This window comes from Faecalispora anaeroviscerum, from assembly GCF_947568225.1.
Lineage (GTDB): Bacteria > Bacillota > Clostridia > Oscillospirales > Acutalibacteraceae > Faecalispora > Faecalispora anaeroviscerum.
The window spans coordinates 2,411,078-2,426,004 of record NZ_CANOOQ010000001.1; the positions used below are offsets into that span (position 1 = coordinate 2,411,078).

A 14,927-nucleotide genomic window follows, 5' to 3' on the forward strand; every position below is an offset into this window, starting at 1 on the left:
ATTGATAGAATTTATAGATGTGAATAAGACCTATGGCAACGGTACGGAAGCGCTCCGGGATGTGAATCTGAAGGTAGAAAAGGGCGAGTTTGTTTTTATCGTTGGTTCTTCCGGAGCGGGAAAAAGCACTTTTTTAAAGCTGATTACGTGTGAAGAGGCTCCGAACAGCGGCGAGATCATCGTCAACGGCCGGAAGCTTTCTACTGTGAAGAGCAGAGATATTCCCTATGTGCGGCGCACAATGGGAATGGTGTTTCAGGATTTTCGCCTGATTGACAAAATGACGGTATTTGACAACGTGGCATTTGCCATGCACGTGGTGGGCGCTTCTCAAAGAGAGATTAAAAAGCGTGTGCCATACATACTGAATCTTGTGGGGCTCAAGGAAAAGACCAACTGCCGCCCGAAGGAGCTCTCCGGCGGAGAGCAGCAGAGAGTTGGGCTTGCGCGCGCGCTGGTGAATAACCCCAGCATGATTATTGCGGACGAGCCTACCGGCAACATTGACCCGGCCCTTTCCTTTGAAATCGTGGGCCTGTTAAGTGAAATCAACCGCAGGGGTACCACGGTGCTGATGGTTACACATGAACACCGGCTGGTCAAGCATTTCCGCCGCCGTGTGGTGGAAATTCACGACGGGCAGGTTGTGGCCGACAGCTGCAATCTGGCTTTGGAGGTACCCGATGAGAATTAGCAGCATCAGATATTTACTGAAGGAAGGCGTCAAGAACGTCTGGATCAACCGCATGATGGCCTTTGCCTCGATCGGCGTTCTGGTGGCATGCCTGTTAATGACGGGAGCGGCCACGCTGTTTTCGATGAACCTGAACAGGGCGATGCAGACGCTGGAGAATGACAACTCCGTTACTGTGTACATGGCAAATGGCCTGCCCACGCTGAAATCGGTGCAGGTGGGCGAGGAGATCAAAAAGCTCGACAACGTGGAAAGCTGCGATTATGTGCCAAAGGGCGAGGCACTCGAGGCGCTGATGAAATCTATGGGCGACGATGGCAGCGTGTTTAGCAGTCTTTTAGGTGACGATAATCCCCTGAACGACGTATTTAAGGTCAAAATGAAGGACCTTTCTCTGTATAAAGAAACCGCGAAGCAGATCAGCTCTCTGGAGGGGGTCTATAAGGTTCGTGATTACTCCGATGTGGCGGCGAAGCTGACAAGCCTTGACCATCTCGTGACGACGGCCGGCTTCTGGATTATTTCGATTCTGAGTCTGGTTTCGGTGTTCATCCTTTCCAACACCATCCGGATTACCATGTTTTCGCGCCGATTGGAAATCAGCGTGATGAAATCCGTGGGTGCAACGAACAGCTTCGTTCGGCTGCCGTTTGTTGTGGAGGGAATACTGATCGGCCTGTTCTCGAGCCTTCTGGCCAGTGGTTTACTGGCGCTGATCTACGACAAAACACTGAATACCATTACGAATATTGTCCCCTTCTTCCAGCCGCTACCGCTCGGGAGTGTAATGGGGCAGATTATATTGCTGTTTATTGCTGCGGGTGCCCTGTTCGGCGCGCTTGGCGGCGGTATTTCCATCAGTAAATATCTGAAGGGAGGAAATTCCATTGGCTGGTAAAGGCAAGCGCTCCGTTCTGGCGCTGGTGCTGGCGGTTATCGTCGCTTTTTCGTGGATTCCGTCCGGTGTGCAGGCCAGTTCCACGATCAATCAGCTCCAGCAGAAGCAGAACGAGCTGAAAAAGCAGCAGCAGGCTACTGCGTCAAAGCTCAAGCAGCTCAAGGCCGATAAGGCCAAACAGCAGGAGTATAAAAATACGCTGGATACCCAGGTGCAGAACGTGCAGAGCCAGATCGATACGCTCAATGCTCAGGTGACCGCTTTGGACGCGGACATTAAAGAGAAGGAATCGCAGATTGCGGAGAAGCAGAAGAGCATCGACGCCAACATTGAGCAGCTCAAGCAGCGTGTGCGCGCCATTTATCTGCTGGGGGAATCCTCACAGCTGGAAGTGATTCTCGGTGCGCAGGATGTGACGGATTTTCTCGATAAAACAGAGTTGGTGCGCTCGATTTCGCAGCATGACCAGCAGGTGATTCAGACGCTGAAAGCCGATATGGCCTCCATCAAAACCCAGAAGGAACAGATCGAGCAGAACCGGCAGAGCGTGGCGCAGGCCAAAAAGGATCTGGATACCAAAAACTCGGAGTTGACGGGGCTGCTGGCGGAAAGCTCGCGCGTTCTGACGGAAATTTCGGCCAACGTGGTTGACACCAATTCGGAAAATAACCGTCTGGCTGCCGAGCGCAAAAAGGTGGATGCCCAGGTGGATCAGTGGTACAAGGATTATTACGCCAGCATTAAGAATAATAACAACAACAATCAGGCCAGCGGCGGCTACGTGAGCAAGGGCCAGTTTACCTGGCCGGTTCCCGGTTATACTAAGCTAAGCTCCTATTGGGGTGATGGGCGCGGGCACAAGGGCATTGACATTGCCGGCTCGGGCATTTACGGCAAGGCAATCGTTGCGGCAGACAGCGGTAAGGTGATTCTTGCCAATCACAGCGGCTGGGGCGGAGGCTATGGACTTTGCGCTTACCTTGACCACGGCGGCGGATATTCCACCCGCTACGGCCACATGAGCAATGTGGTGGTCAACACCGGCGATGTAGTTAAAAAGGGCCAGGTGATCGGCTATGTGGGCAGTACCGGAGATTCTAGCGGGCCGCATCTGCATTTTGAGATCCGCGTGAACGGTGTTGCGCAGAACCCAATGAAGTGGTTCGGCTAAGCGAAGCAGGCGGTTGATTTCTTCCCCGGCCGAAGGCGGGGGAAGAAATCGCTGTTTTCACGTAAGGGTTCCTCTGAAAGCAATTTGACGATACCAAAAAGATAGAGGGAAGCATATGAGCAAAAAAGTGTCGCTCGGCGCAGCGGCGGCGATGTCTTTGGTAGCGGCCGCCATTACGGTTTCTCTAACGTATACCTTTGCGATGGGGCGCTTTAATGAAAAAGTGGCCGATGTGAACGAACGCCAGGCCATGTATACCAAGCTGAGTGAAATCGACCAAAAGGTAAGGCAGGATTATATTGAAAAAATTGGGGAGACCGGCCTGAACGACGGCATTGCCGCCGGTTATATGGCTGGGCTGGGCGATGCCGATGCAAAATATCTTTCTGCAGAAAAATATAAGAATTATCTCGGTTCCACCTCTAAAAAAGCAGTTGGCGTGGGTGTTCGCACCGTTCAGGATGCCGACGGGAATATGGAAGTGATTGAGGTGCTGCCCAACTCGCCGGCCAGCAAAGCCGGACTGCAAAAGGGAGATGTGATTCTTTCGCTGGACGGCAAAGAGGTCATTCGCCTGAGCTATGGCGAGGCTGTGAACAAGCTTGACGGCACTGTTGGCACCACGGTTAAGCTCGGCCTGCTGCGTAAGGTAACGGCAGACGGTAAGACTACTACGAAGCAAATGGATGTGACCGTTACCCGCGCCGAATACCAGCGCGTAACGGTTTCCTCTTCCGTGATCAACGGCAACGTGGGCTATATTGCGATTTCGGAGTTCCAAAGCTCCACAAAGGATCAGTTCGTTTCGGCAATCAACACCCTTACCGAGAAGAAGGTAGCTGGCCTTGTGGTTGATCTGCGCAACAATTCCGGCGGCAGCGTAGAGGTAATGGCCTCGGTACTCGACGAATTCCTGCCGGCGGTGAGTCTGGTGAGTTATGCCGACAAGAACGGCAAGATCACGGTGGAGTACAGCTCGAAATCCGGTGAGATCAATCTGCCAATCAGCGTGGTGGTTGACGCCAATACGTATGGCGCGGCGGAAATTTTTGCGGCAGACATTAAGGATTACAAAAAAGGCAAGCTGATCGGGGAAAAAACCGCGGGTCACGGTACCAAGGAGGAGATCATTCCCCTGTCCGACGGCTCGGCGATTCAGCTTTCCGTTGGCAATTATACCCGCATAGACGGGAAGACTTTCAACGGCACGGGTGTGGATGTGGATATGGCGGTCGAGATGACCCAGGAGCAGAAAGGTTTGCTGCTGCGCCGTTCCCTTACCGCGCTGGAGGATCCCCAGATTCAAACAGCCATAACCGCTCTGGTAGAGCAGGGGGCGGACGTGGAGCAGATTCCGGGTACCGACAGCGGCAACATGGAAGATACCGTGTCCGGTGCGGCTTCCTCCTCCGTGGCGGCCTCCAAATAAGCGTTGACAGACGCATACTTGTTCACTATAATAGATATATTGCGACGTATCGCCGGACAATTTAACACACGGAATCCTGAAAAACGGTGATTCTTCCATCGCCGAAGGCGGGGGAACAATCAATCCCGTTTCAATTTGTATGGCGATCGATTCACTCTGAAAAAGGTGGTAAGCAGCTGATGGCAAAGCAGGTCATTTTAACCCAGGAGGGCTTGGAGGCCCTTGAGCAGGAGTTGGAATATTTAAAGTCGGTAAAACGAAAAGAAGTTGCCGAAAAAATCAAGGTAGCTTTGTCTTTCGGCGATCTGTCCGAAAACAGCGAATATGATGAAGCGAAAAACGATCAGGCGATCATGGAGGCTCGCATTGCCGATATTGAGGTTATGCTCAAAATGGTAGTCGTGATCGATGAAGACGAGTTGAACAACGAAAACATCCACATTGGCTCCAAGGTGGAAGTTCGTGTCACTCCCGATGGAAGAGATTCGTCGATCAAGGAATATAAAATTGTCGGTTCCAACGAGGCAAATCCCTTGCAGGGAAAAATCTCAGATGAATCCGCGGTTGGAAAAGCCCTTCTGGGCCACGGTGTAGGAGATAAAATCGAGGTGGAAGTTCCGGCTGGAATTATTCATTACGAGATCCTCGCGATTTCCAAATAATTTATTCCGAAACAGAACAAAACAGCGCGGGGCGGGAGTGAAAATTTTCACCCTGCCCCGTTTTTGCATAGGAATACGAATCTGCAATTACAAAGTGAAGAGCCGTTATGCTTCTTCGCCGCAGGCGCAGAAACATAAGCCTGGTTTACTGCTTTATAGAGAGGATTCATACCAGGAGACCGCCGTGCGGCGGAGGAATACAGAAAACAGGGAGAGTAGAATAGTGATGAGCGATAAGACAAAAGAGCCTGTGGAGCAGGAGCAGCAGGATATTAGCGAGCTGCTTCAAATTCGCCGGGACAAGCTGACTGCACTGCAGCAGGCGGGGAAGGACCCGTTTGAAATTACGGTCTGCGACCGCGACGCGTTCGCACAGGACATTCGTGACCGATTTGAAGAGCTAGAGGGCAAGGATGTTGTTGTGGCCGGCCGCATTATGAGCTGGCGCGACATGGGTAAGGCCAGCTTTATGGATATTCAGGACCGCACCGGCAGAATTCAGGTTTACCTGAAAATAGATGATATTGGCGAGGAAACCTACCATGGCCTGCAAAATTGGGACATCGGTGACCTCGCGAGCATCAGCGGCTTTGTGTTCCGCACCCGCAGGGGGGAAATATCCATTCATGCAAAGAGCATTACGCTGCTGGCGAAATCTTTGCTGCCGCTTCCGGATAAATTCCACGGCCTGAAGGATACCGACCTGCGGTACCGCCAGCGCTATGTGGATCTGATTGTGAATCCCGAGGTAAAAAACACCTTTGAAAAGCGCAGCCGCGTGATTGCGACGATCCGCCGCATTCTGGACGAACGCAGCTACGTTGAGGTGGAAACCCCTGTTTTGAACCTGATCCCCGGCGGTGCCACGGCCCGCCCGTTTATCACGCACCATAATACGCTCGACCTCGACCTGTACCTGCGCATTGCGCCGGAGCTGTATTTGAAGCGCCTGATTGTCGGCGGCATGGAAAAGGTATATGAAATTGGCCGTCTGTTCCGCAACGAGGGAATGGATGTAAAGCATAACCCCGAATTTACGACCATCGAGCTGTACGAGGCGTACACGGATTACCACGGCATGATGGACTTGACTGAGAACCTCATCAACGCCTGCGCGAAAGAGGTGTGCGGCACTGAGGAGATTACCTACCAGGGCGAAGAAGTCAGCCTGAAGCTGCCGTTCTGCCGCATGACGATGAACGATGCGATCAAGCAGTTTACCGGTGTGGATTTTCTGTCGTTTAAGGGCGACACAGCACGTGCGCTCGAGGAGGCGAAGAAGTTCCACTTTGAGACGAAGCCTACCCACTCCTGGGGTGACATCATGAACCTGTTTTTTGAAGAGAAGGTGGAGGGCGAGCTGGTGCAGCCGACCTTTATTTACGATTACCCGGTAGAGGTTTCTCCGCTGACAAAGCGCAAGAAGGACGTGCCGGAGCTGGTGGAACGCTTTGAGCTGTTTGCTACTCGCCGCGAATTTGCAAACGCGTATTCTGAGCTGAACGACCCGGTGGACCAGCGCGAGCGCTTTATGCGCCAGATGCAGCTCAGAGAGGCCGGCGATGAAGAGGCCAACATGATCGACGAGGATTTCCTCACCGCTCTGGAATATGGCATGCCCCCCACGGGTGGCATGGGCATGGGAATTGATCGTTTGGTGATGCTTCTGACGGACAGCGCGTCGATCCGCGACGTGCTTTTGTTCCCCACTATGAAACCCAGGGAGTGAGATTCACTTGGCAAGGGATCGGTATTTGTGGAACGCGGGAGAGGAGACCATCCACCGGGACGGTGAGGCGGTAACTCTTCAAACCCCCAAGGGAAAATGGGAAAACTTTTGGTATTACCATAAGTTTCATCTGTTGATAGCACTGGTGGTCATTGCTCTGATTGTCAGCTTTGTGTATGAGCTGACGACGAAGGAGGAGCCGGATTACCAGATTGGTGTTCTGACCCAAACCAAGTTTTCGGATGAAGCCGCCACTGTGCTGGAACAGAAAATTGCCCGGTACGGGAAGGATTTGAATGGGGACGGCCGTGTGATTGTGCGCGTGAATTCCTATTTGATCGTTATGGAGGAAGGCAAGGAGGTCAGCGACCCCTCTTTCCAGATGGCGAGTGTAGCCAAATTCCTTTCGGATTTGGAAGCAGGAGACAGCATGATCTTCCTGACAGACGACGCGAGCTTTCGGGCACACCAGAAAACACGGCAGATGTTCTCGAATCTGGACGGCACCGTGCCGAAGGCCGGAAAAGAGAAGGAAGCCGCCATGCGATTGCCCTGGAAGGACGCAAAGCCGCTGTCAAGCCTGATAACCGAGGCTGATTTAGGGATGCTGGATGCGGATAGCCGCCAAAAGGTGATGCAGCAGCTCGACGGGCTGGGTGCCTCACTGCGGGTATTCAGCGGAACCCCACTGGAGCAGAACCCGGAAAAAGTATCCTATTACACAGCCAGCTGCACGTTATTTGATCGGCTGGTGTCTGGAAAATAGACTTTTGAATTTCTAATTAAAAAACTGATTTGTCTTTCCTGCCGGAGGTGGGGGAGAAGGAACAACTGTAATACGCTGATTGGATGTAAGACATAATAAGGCACTTTTAGGAGGGAAAACACGATGAGAAGCGATTTAATGAAAGAAGGCGCCGCACGTGCCCCGCATCGCTCTTTGCTGTATGCGCTGGGATTGACGGAAAGCGAGATGAAACGCCCCTTTATCGCGGTGGTCAATTCCGCCAGCGATTACATTCCGGGCCATCGTCATCTGAAAGACATCAGTGAGGCGGTCAAGGCCGGGATTCGCAATGCCGGCGGTGTTCCGTTTGAGTTTAATACCATCGGTGTCTGCGACGGGCTTTCCATGAACCACAAGGGCATGAAATATTCCCTGTGTTCGCGCGAGCTGATCGCCGACTCCGTTGAAGTGATGCTCACCGCGCACCCGCTCGATGCGGTCGTGTTTATCCCCAACTGCGACAAGGTTGTGCCCGGTATGCTGCTGGCCGCCTGCCGCCTGAATCTGCCCAGCATCTTTGTCAGCGGTGGCCCCATGTTGCCGGGTCTGCACAACGGTGTTCGCTTTGGCCTTTCTGAAATGTTCGAGGCCGTGGGCAGCTTTGCCGCCGGTAAAATCGATGAGGCCGAGTTGACTGCGCTGGAAAAATCCGCATGTCCCACGTGTGGTTCCTGCTCCGGCATGTACACGGCAAACTCCATGAACTGTCTTACTGAGGCGATTGGTCTGGCTTTGCCCGGCAACGGCAGCATCCCGGCTGTGATGTCTGAGCGCATTCAGCTGGCGAAAACCGCCGGTGAGCGCATTTTGGAGCTGTACCGCGAGGATCTTCGCCCCAGCGACATCCTGACCGAAAAATCCTTCGAGAATGCCCTGCGCTCCGAAATGGCACTCGGCTGCTCCACCAACTCGGTGCTGCACCTGACCGCCATCGCCTATGAGCGCGGCGTGAAGCTCGATATTACCGATATTGACCGCGTCAGCCGCGATACCCCGCAGCTGTGCAAGCTGAACCCGGCCAGCCAGGTGTTTATCACCGACCTGAATCAGGTAGGCGGCATCCCTGCCGTCATGAAAGAGCTGGCACGTGGCGGTAAGCTCAACACCGACTGTAAAACCGTTCTTGGCACCGTGGCGGACCGCATCAGTCATGCGCCAGACGCGGACGGCGAGATTATCCGTAAGTTGGAAGACCCGTTCCGCAAGGACGGCGGCATCGCCGTGTTGCAGGGCAACATTGCCCCCGACGGCGCGGTGGTCAAGCAGGGTGCGGTTGCTCCCGAAATGATGCAGCACACCGGCCCGGCTCGCTGCTTTGACTGTGAGGAGGACGCTTCGAACGCGATTCTCTCCGGCAAAATCAACGCGGGTGACGTTGTTGTGATTCGCTATGAGGGCCCGAAGGGCGGCCCCGGCATGCGCGAGATGCTGACTCCTACCTCTGCTCTTACGGGCATGGGTCTTGGCTCCAGCGTGGCGCTGATCACTGACGGGCGCTTCTCCGGTGCGACGCGCGGCGCGGCGGTTGGCCATGTTTCACCGGAAGCCGCTGTGGGCGGCCCCATCGCGCTGATCCGCGAGGGCGATATTATCGACGTGGACATCACAAACCGCGTGCTGAACCTGCATGTGGACGAGGCTGAGCTGGAAAGCCGCCGCAAGGAATGGAAAGCGCCCCACAAAGAGCTTTCCGGGTACATCAAGCGCTATGCGCAGCATGTGACCTCCGGTTCACGCGGCGCGGTATTTGAGAAATAAATAAATTAATGAAATAAAAAGCGGTTTACCCGGCTGAAGCTGGGTGAACCGCTTTTTTATGTTTTTTGCTCTTAATTTATATATTTTCAGGACACTGCGACATATCAATGCCAATTAGTCCTTCAAATATTTCTGATATAAACTTTTTATGCCTTTTTGATCCAGCGAAGCGCCACTGTTTGCATAAGGGCAACGGAGTTCTGTGGAGGATTCCAGTACGATTGTGGGGGCGAATCGAAAGAACTCGTAAGGACTGTCTTCCTTTTGAAATTTGATCAAGAGCATTACACTTTCCTTTGGCGGCACAGAAAAATGAACGTTCTGTGGGTCTGAAATGAGCTGATCATTCAGGTATACCTGAGGGTGAAAGGCCTGAAAATCGCGATCGATTACAATCTGCTTGATGACAGCCGGTTCGGTACCTTCGTTGACATATTCCGCGTCGTAGCCCCCAATTCCATCTCTTAAATTCGCAACTCGATTGCTTATCAGCTTCATGTGGTCAGGTTCTTGCAGCTGGTTATGGGGAACTATTTTTATTTTACCGAGGTCGTAGGTATATTTGGCGGTTTTGGTTTGAATGGTCAGTTCGTGCAATTCGATTGGGTCGCTTCCCCGAACACGGCACGTGGCGTTAAACACATAGACATAGGGATTGCCGCCGGAGGATTTATCTACCGTATAATTTAATACTTCAAAATTTTTATTGTCCGCGGTTAATTTTAAATCCTCTGTCTGGTTTAAAAACTCGATATTAGAGCCGTTGTTTGTTAAAAAGTCAAAAGAGAGTAGAAAACTGTCGTTTTCACGCACGTTGATTGAGCCCAGAACAGGAAGAAGCTTGCCCGCGTCTGTTTTGTGAATGGAAAACAGATGAAAGGTAAGCCCGACCATAGCTGTAACTAAGGCCACTGCTAGAATGCCGAAAAACAATCTTTTTTTCTTTATTGAATGCTCCATGGGACAACTCCTTTATCAAGTCATTTTTATTCTGTTAAAATTCAAAGACAAAAAATGGAAAGATAATTTAATTACAAATTTTCCCTTCTATTAACATAACGTTTCAACCTCTTGATTTGTTACATAATTTCATCAAAAATTTAATATTTTTTATAAATAGGAATAGTATACAAAACAAAAGCGATTATCTGTGCGTTTTGCAAACACCAATAGAAGGGAATGATTTGTCTCAAAAAAGGAAAGCGTTTTCAACAAATAGTTAACCATTTGTTGAAAACGCTTTCCTTTTAACTTGTTGTAGATGTTGGTGCCGCATTTTTGCGAATAGACCTGATAGGGATTGACTCAAACCACGGTAACCTTTCCAAACTGAACGGGACGGCTCAAACGGCCCAAACGAATTCGAGATTCCCCGTCCCGGTAATTTTCCCACAGGCTGGCGGTGTGAATCTGTGAATTTTCATATGTTTTAAAATAATACTCACAGGTCTGGGTGTTCAAAAACACCGTGTAACGTGTGTAATCAAAGGTTTCGCGGTTGCTGATCACCGCGCCCTTCGGGATGGATACGCTTTCCATCACATGGAAGCAGGCCATTACCGTTTCTTCCCTGGTTTGGGGGATGGGCAGGTGCGTTTTGAGGTAGGACGCGCGCGTAAAGCGCTCCGGGGAGGTGTAGCCGCCGGGCAGAAGCGAGGCTCCCGCACCCTGTCCAAATGGTTTTAACGTGAGATTTCCCCACTGGTTTTCCGTCGCCTGCCGGGGCGATACCTGCGCGTAGGTTTTTAAATTCGTCATGTGCCACGGGAAGTCCGGGCTGTTTGCCATTACCCCGATCGGGTTGGGGTATACCCGTGTGCCCTGCTCGGTGCGCTCCACGACGACGCTTTTCCCGCTGCGGTCAGTGGCGATCCAGTGCAGAGGAGCTGCAATATTTGTCACCGGGTCCGGCACGCCAATGATGGAAGCTTGTGAAACCAGTTTTTCCAGATCCTCCACAGAGGCGCAGTTTGCCAGCATATAATGGAGGAAATCCATTGAAGCCACCGGCATTTTCCCCGGCATTGGCTTTGTTTCGTACGCGGCGTACCCGGCAAAATACAGGGAGGCTGCGGCAAACCCTTTTTCATTTACGCCGTCATAAAACACCATGAGAGGCCCATCTTCCTGCCCTACACCGATAATGGCATAAGGATTGTGCATTTTCTGGCTGCCGTAGGCGCCGTGCCACACATAATTGCGCGAAAGAACATACAGCTCCGGCTCAATATCGTAAGAAAAATCCATGGTTCGCCCAAAAAAGTTTTCGTTTTGCGCATTCAGCAGAGTGATCGATGTACACATATCGGCTTTCCGTCCTCTCATCAATAGAATAAAAATCACAGCCTGCAAAATTGGCAGGCTGCTGTTCTGTGATCTTCTCCGTGTTGGTTTCTCTCATGCCATTATAATCCGCGAGGAGAATTTATGTGAGGCCTCATCTTGCGGGAATCGCGCGGCAGGAGAGATGTGACAAATTTCGGCATTTAAGCTGATTCCGATTGCAATCAATAGAGTGAAACGGAAAGCCCCGGTGGTTATTCTGTTCGTTTTTCTGTGGGAGCTTCTTCTGCGCAGGCTTTTTTGACAGCCCGCTTCTCACGAAGCTGTTGAAAAAAATCTGTGAGTACCGTGCCACATTCCTCGCGTAAAACACCGGATACCAGTTGGGGATGGTGATTATACGGCAGATCAAACAGATTGACCACGGAGCCGCAGGAACCGGCTTTGGGGTCACTTGCGCCGAAGACAACCCGGACAATCCGGGCGTTTAGGATTGCCCCCGTACACATGGGGCACGGCTCTAATGTGACATACAGATCGCATTCCCACAGCCGCCAGCCGCCGAGTGCGCGGCACGCGGCGTCAATCGCTTCTATTTCCGCGTGGCAAAGAGCATTTTTACAGGCTTCCCGGCGGTTTCGGCCCTCCGCAATGATTTCGTCCCCGCGGGCAATGACAGCGCCTACGGGTACTTCGCCCTCAAGGGAAGCCTGCCGCGCCAGCTCCAGCGCGCGGCGCATCATTTTTTCGTCCCGCTCCAGATCCGTCATATCAGTAGGTCTCCAAAACATAAACCGCGCTGACAAGCGAAAGCAGAATCAGGGCGACGGCCCCGGGGTTCCACAGCGTGGTGACAAACTTCTGCGCGGTTGTCAGAACGGAATTGTGGTCATCGAGGCGAAACAGGTTTTTGTCACGTCTGGAAAGAAAGATCAGCGCACCAACGCCCGCAAGGGCCGAACTGATAAAGTAAACCGTGTAAGCCGCGGATGCGGTTGCCTCATTGGTATAAAACTGCGAAAGCTGAAACAGAACCGAGGTTCCATTATTAATAAAATGAATCAGGATGGAAACCCACAAATTTCCGGTTTTGATCACCACAAAAGCCAGCACCAATCCGCACGGGAACGCAAATACCATCTGGGCAAAATTGCCGTGGTAGAGCGCAAACAGAAACGCGGAACCAAAAATGGCCGCCGCATCGCCAAATTGACGCAGCCCGCTTAAAATTGCTCCGCGGAAAATCAGTTCCTCTGTAATGGGAGGAATGATTGCCAGCGTAACGAAGAACAGGGCTTGCACAAAGGGGTCCTCGTTCAGGGGAAGATCGGGGACCTTGCCGCTGTATCCCATTGATTTGAAAAAGGTTACCACCATGTTAGAAGGAATGTTTGCGGTGGTACAGATTCCAACACCGAACAGCACCATCCAAAAAACGGTCGCGGGCCGAACCGGCTCAAACCGCAGGGCTCGCACGGGCGAAATATGGCGGATTCCCCAATAGAAGAACACCGGCAGCGTGAGGCCGACGAGATACACAGATGCGTAGGACAAAAAGTACAGAATGGGAGGAATACCCTGAAAGGCGTCAAGCGAGTAGCCCATGAGGTTCAGCTGGCGCAGATACAGCCGAGACAGCACGGACAGAATCGCCACGAGTGCCTGAATTGCGATCAAAACTACGCAAAGACGGTTTGCCTCCCAGCGAAGCGCCTTTTTTTCCTGCCCGGCGGAGTACCGGCCAAAATCGGTGGGGAAGCCGGTTGCTTGCTGCTTCATGCGAAGTCTCCTTTTCCATGGATATCAAGAACAGTTGTGTTATTTCTACTTATGATTGCATTTTTTGCGCACTGGGAAAAAATTTTTCGCGGCCATATGCGCAAAAAAAGGGTAGCCGCCCGAAGCTTCGCTTCGGAATGCGGTGTGAGGTTATTATAACAGAAACGAGCAAGAAGTGACCAAAACAACCCGCCAAGCGGTTTTTTCTCCGGGCTGCTGTTTCAATGCTCTCTCAGCCGCCCGAAGCTTTGCTTCGGAGTGCGGCGTGAGGTTATTATAACACATGAAAAAGTAAATTGAAACTGGAGCGGTGAATTTTGAGGGAACCTTACACTGTGACGATAGATGCCATGAACAACGAAAAAGACCGCCGGATTCTTGCCTAAGGTGGGGGACCGGCAAGAGTCCGGCGATCCGTCTGCGGGATCAGTCTGCGCGCGTCAGCATCTGGTTTCGCCGCGCGGCGGTTAAAGTTAGGGGAGTAGCAGCTGACGTACCGCAGGGTATTTGGTTATTTTTTCTCGTTCATGGAGTCCAGAATCGCATCTACCAGAGTATCCAGCTCCACTTCCTTATCTGTCCCAAGGGAAGATGCCATGCTGATGCGCTCGTTGAGCACGGTCATATCCTTCATCTCTTCGGTAAGGAACTTTTGCATCAGGTCGCCGGAGGTGCAGGCCCAGGAGCCGTTTTCTACGATGGCTACGGTGCGCTTCTGCACATTGAGGGCCTTCATGTCCAGCAGGTAGTTGTGCATGGCGGGGTATATACCCAGATTATAGGTGACGGAGGCCAGCACAATGTGGCTGTATTTGAAGGTTTCGGAAATGAGCTGAGATACGTTGGTTGAGGAGACGTCGTACAGCGCGACGTTGGTCATGCCCTTGTCGCAGAGCCTTGCGGCCAGTGCCTGTGCGGCGGATTCCGTATTGCCATACATGGAGGCATAGACAACTAGGACGCCCTTCTCTTCCGGTTCATAACGGCTCCAGGTGTCGTATTTCTGGATAAAGTACATTAAATCCTTGCGCCACACGGGGCCGTGCAGCGGGCAGATATATTTGATTTGGTCGAGAATCCCGCCCGCCTTTTTCAGCAGTAGCTGAATGTGAGGGCCGTATTTGCCCACGATGTTTGTCAGGTACCGGCGGGCGTCGTCGAGCCAGTCGCGGTCAAAGTTGACTTCATCCGCGAACAGCTTGCCGTCCAGAGTGCCGAAGGTGCCAAACGCGTCGGCGGAGAACAGAACGCCGTTGGTTGTGTCGAACGTGACCATCACCTCGGGCCAGTGAACCATGGGCGCAAACACAAAGGTAACGGTGTGCTTGCCGAAGCTGAAGGTGTCGCCCTCGGTTACCTCAATGGTTTTGTGAGAATCCACATGGAACCCGAACTGGCGCATCAGCATAAAGGCCTTTTCGTTGCTGATCAGCGTTACATCCGGCCAGCGGAGCAGAATTTCGTCGATGGAAGCCGCGTGATCGGGCTCCAGATGGTTGATGACAAGGTAATCCAGCGGGCGGCCGTTCAGCACGTGCTGAGCGTTTTCGACCAGTTGACGGCAGGCAGACCAGTCCACCGTGTCGAACATCACGGTTTTTTCATCCAGCAGAAGGTATGAGTTATAGGTAACGCCTCTGGGGATGGGATATGCGTTTTCAAACAGGGCGAGCCGGTGATCATTGGCTCCCACCCAGTATAAATCTTCGGTTACATTTCTGACGCAATACATAAATT

13 protein-coding genes are annotated in these 14,927 nt (G+C 52.2%); 8 read left to right on the forward strand and 5 right to left on the reverse strand.

All coding sequences use genetic code 11. The features are described from left to right. The first annotated feature begins 1 nt into the window (after position 1). From ftsE to ilvD, 8 genes are all read left to right on the forward strand, one after another. Positions 2-694 (forward strand): cell division ATP-binding protein FtsE, encoded by a 693-nt coding sequence (gene ftsE, locus QOS46_RS11970; RefSeq protein ID WP_283610040.1) that lies wholly within the window; start codon positions 2-4, stop codon positions 692-694. Further along, positions 684-1,592 (forward strand): permease-like cell division protein FtsX, encoded by a 909-nt coding sequence (gene ftsX / locus QOS46_RS11975; RefSeq protein WP_283610041.1) that lies wholly within the window; start codon positions 684-686, stop codon positions 1,590-1,592. The genes ftsE and ftsX overlap by 11 nt, the downstream gene beginning before the upstream one ends. Next, the gene (locus QOS46_RS11980) at positions 1,582-2,763 is read left to right on the forward strand and encodes a murein hydrolase activator EnvC family protein (RefSeq protein ID WP_283610044.1); all 1,182 of its coding nucleotides are present in this window, start codon (positions 1,582-1,584) and stop codon (positions 2,761-2,763) included. The genes ftsX and QOS46_RS11980 overlap by 11 nt, the downstream gene beginning before the upstream one ends. A gap of 115 nt (positions 2,764-2,878) precedes the next feature. Continuing rightward, positions 2,879-4,192, forward strand: a complete 1,314-nt coding sequence (locus QOS46_RS11985; protein WP_283610045.1) for a S41 family peptidase — start codon at positions 2,879-2,881, stop codon at positions 4,190-4,192. Positions 4,193-4,371: 179 nt separating this feature from the next. After that, positions 4,372-4,854: a transcription elongation factor GreA gene (greA, locus tag QOS46_RS11990; RefSeq protein ID WP_283610047.1), complete on the forward strand. Its 483-nt coding sequence runs from the start codon at positions 4,372-4,374 to the stop codon at positions 4,852-4,854. A 226-nt stretch (positions 4,855-5,080) separates the two neighbouring features. After that, the gene (gene lysS / locus QOS46_RS11995; protein WP_283610048.1) at positions 5,081-6,583 is read left to right on the forward strand and encodes a lysine--tRNA ligase; all 1,503 of its coding nucleotides are present in this window, start codon (positions 5,081-5,083) and stop codon (positions 6,581-6,583) included. A 7-nt stretch (positions 6,584-6,590) separates the two neighbouring features. Further along, complete coding sequence (locus QOS46_RS12000; protein WP_283610050.1) at positions 6,591-7,349, forward strand: hypothetical protein; 759 nt, start codon at positions 6,591-6,593, stop codon at positions 7,347-7,349. Between the two features lie 123 nt (positions 7,350-7,472). Then, a complete protein-coding gene (ilvD, locus tag QOS46_RS12005) occupies positions 7,473-9,128 on the forward strand; it encodes a dihydroxy-acid dehydratase (protein ID WP_283610052.1) in 1,656 nt (551 codons plus the stop codon). Positions 9,129-9,242: 114 nt separating this feature from the next. Here the strand turns inward: ilvD and QOS46_RS12010 are convergent, their stop codons facing one another. The 5 genes from QOS46_RS12010 to QOS46_RS12030 all read right to left on the reverse strand — a co-directional run bounded on the left by QOS46_RS12010 (position 9,243) and on the right by QOS46_RS12030 (position 14,922). Then, the gene (locus tag QOS46_RS12010; RefSeq protein WP_283610053.1) at positions 9,243-10,088 is read right to left on the reverse strand and encodes a hypothetical protein; all 846 of its coding nucleotides are present in this window, start codon (positions 10,086-10,088) and stop codon (positions 9,243-9,245) included. 345 nt (positions 10,089-10,433) lie between these two features. Next, positions 10,434-11,432: a choloylglycine hydrolase family protein gene (locus QOS46_RS12015; protein WP_283610055.1), complete on the reverse strand. Its 999-nt coding sequence runs from the start codon at positions 11,430-11,432 to the stop codon at positions 10,434-10,436. Between the two features lie 233 nt (positions 11,433-11,665). Then, on the reverse strand, positions 11,666-12,181 hold the full coding sequence (tadA, locus tag QOS46_RS12020) for a tRNA adenosine(34) deaminase TadA (RefSeq protein WP_283610057.1): 516 nt from the start codon (positions 12,179-12,181) through the stop codon (positions 11,666-11,668). A 1-nt stretch (position 12,182) separates the two neighbouring features. Beyond that, positions 12,183-13,190, reverse strand: coding sequence for a CPBP family intramembrane glutamic endopeptidase (locus tag QOS46_RS12025; RefSeq protein WP_283610058.1), 1,008 nt, complete (start codon positions 13,188-13,190; stop codon positions 12,183-12,185). Positions 13,191-13,701: 511 nt separating this feature from the next. Then, positions 13,702-14,922: an FprA family A-type flavoprotein gene (locus tag QOS46_RS12030; protein ID WP_283610059.1), complete on the reverse strand. Its 1,221-nt coding sequence runs from the start codon at positions 14,920-14,922 to the stop codon at positions 13,702-13,704. Positions 14,923-14,927 lie beyond the last annotated feature (5 nt).

Bases quoted from the DNA above. Each gene is read 5' to 3' on its own strand.
- lysS (WP_283610048.1), top strand. From the start codon at position 5,081: ATGAGCGATAAGACAAAAGAGCCTGTGGAGCAGGAGCAGCAGGATATT.
- QOS46_RS12030 (WP_283610059.1), bottom strand. From the start codon at position 14,922: ATGTATTGCGTCAGAAATGTAACCGAAGATTTATACTGGGTGGGAGCC.
- QOS46_RS12025 (WP_283610058.1), bottom strand. From the start codon at position 13,190: ATGAAGCAGCAAGCAACCGGCTTCCCCACCGATTTTGGCCGGTACTCC.
- ftsX (WP_283610041.1), top strand. From the start codon at position 684: ATGAGAATTAGCAGCATCAGATATTTACTGAAGGAAGGCGTCAAGAAC.
- QOS46_RS11985 (WP_283610045.1), top strand. From the start codon at position 2,879: ATGAGCAAAAAAGTGTCGCTCGGCGCAGCGGCGGCGATGTCTTTGGTA.
- ilvD (WP_283610052.1), top strand. From the start codon at position 7,473: ATGAGAAGCGATTTAATGAAAGAAGGCGCCGCACGTGCCCCGCATCGC.
- tadA (WP_283610057.1), bottom strand. From the start codon at position 12,181: ATGACGGATCTGGAGCGGGACGAAAAAATGATGCGCCGCGCGCTGGAG.
- greA (WP_283610047.1), top strand. From the start codon at position 4,372: ATGGCAAAGCAGGTCATTTTAACCCAGGAGGGCTTGGAGGCCCTTGAG.
- QOS46_RS12010 (WP_283610053.1), bottom strand. From the start codon at position 10,088: ATGGAGCATTCAATAAAGAAAAAAAGATTGTTTTTCGGCATTCTAGCA.
- QOS46_RS12015 (WP_283610055.1), bottom strand. From the start codon at position 11,432: ATGTGTACATCGATCACTCTGCTGAATGCGCAAAACGAAAACTTTTTT.